Origin of the sequence: Xenorhabdus beddingii, from assembly GCF_002127545.1 — a bacterium.
In the GTDB taxonomy this organism is placed as follows: Bacteria; Pseudomonadota; Gammaproteobacteria; order Enterobacterales; family Enterobacteriaceae; genus Xenorhabdus; species Xenorhabdus beddingii.
Window position 1 is genome coordinate 1 of the sequence record NZ_MUBK01000121.1, and the last position, 1,061, is coordinate 1,061.

The window sequence follows — 1,061 nt, forward strand, 5'->3', positions numbered from 1 at the left end:
ATTACCAATTAGCCCCATTTCGTTTTGAACAACTTGGATTGACGCCGGAAACGTTTGGTTATACTGGCCTGTTATTGGCTTGCGGTGCCGGGGTCGGTTCGCTATTAAACTCATTGTTGTTGAAAAAACCGGGGATCTCTGCGAAGTTAATACCCCTTGCCTCACTGATGACATTATTGAGTGGAGTGGGTGTCTATCTCCTTGAGAATAGCTGGCTATTGATTTTTCCGATGTTGGGGATCGTTATCGCTTACGGGTTGGCCATCCCGAATATTCTGGCCGGCGCATTAAATAACTACACCGATCGATTGGGTACGGCGGGAGCCTTACTGGGGCTGTTTTACTATTGCCTGCTGGGTCTGGGTTTAGCCTTGGCAGGCTGGAGCCAGGCATTGGGCAGCACATTAATCTGTTGTGGCATAGCTGCAATGCTTTTAGCACGCCCCATCCAATAGCACATCAGTTTTAAAAAAGCCTCCGACTTCCATTCAGGGAATCGGAGGCCATACCAATCTACCAGAACATCACGCCGGATTAGGGATATCGATGAAAGTCACCTCCAACCCATGATGTTCCGCCAGCCATTCACCGAGCACTTTGATACCATAGCGCTCTGTTGCATGGTGTCCGGCCGCGAAGAAATGCAGCCCCATCTCACGGGCAACGTGGATCGTCTTTTCTGAGACTTCGCCCGTCACAAAAGCATCGACACCAAACTCGGCTGCCTGCTCAATAAAACTTTGGCCGCCGCCTGTACACCACGCCAACGTGCGGATTTCTCCTGGCCCATGGTCTCCGCAATGCAGCACCTCTCGTCCTAGCCCTTTTTCCAGACGCTCAGTCAATTCTGCGGGTGTGATCGGTTGATCAAAGGCACCATGAGGCAGCAAGGCATCAATATGGCCGGTGATCTTCACCCCCATCTGTCGTGCCAATTGAACGTTGTTACCCAATGTAGGATGGGCATCAAGCGGGAGATGATAGCCATACAGGTTGATGTCATTGCAGAGCAAGGTTTGCAAACGACGACGTTTCATGCCACGGATCACAGGAGATTCATT

At 50.9% G+C, this 1,061-nt stretch carries 2 protein-coding genes; one reads left to right on the top strand and one right to left on the bottom strand.

Annotated elements, in window-relative coordinates; all coding sequences use genetic code 11:
* Positions 1-455 (top strand): MFS transporter (locus Xbed_RS18760; RefSeq protein ID WP_139837555.1); only part of this gene is annotated, 455 nt, incomplete at its 5' end.
* Between the two features lie 69 nt (positions 456-524).
* Here Xbed_RS18760 and Xbed_RS18765 read toward each other — a convergent pair.
* The coding region (locus Xbed_RS18765) for a Nif3-like dinuclear metal center hexameric protein (RefSeq protein ID WP_086114313.1) at positions 525-1,061 on the bottom strand (537 nt) is incomplete at its 5' end.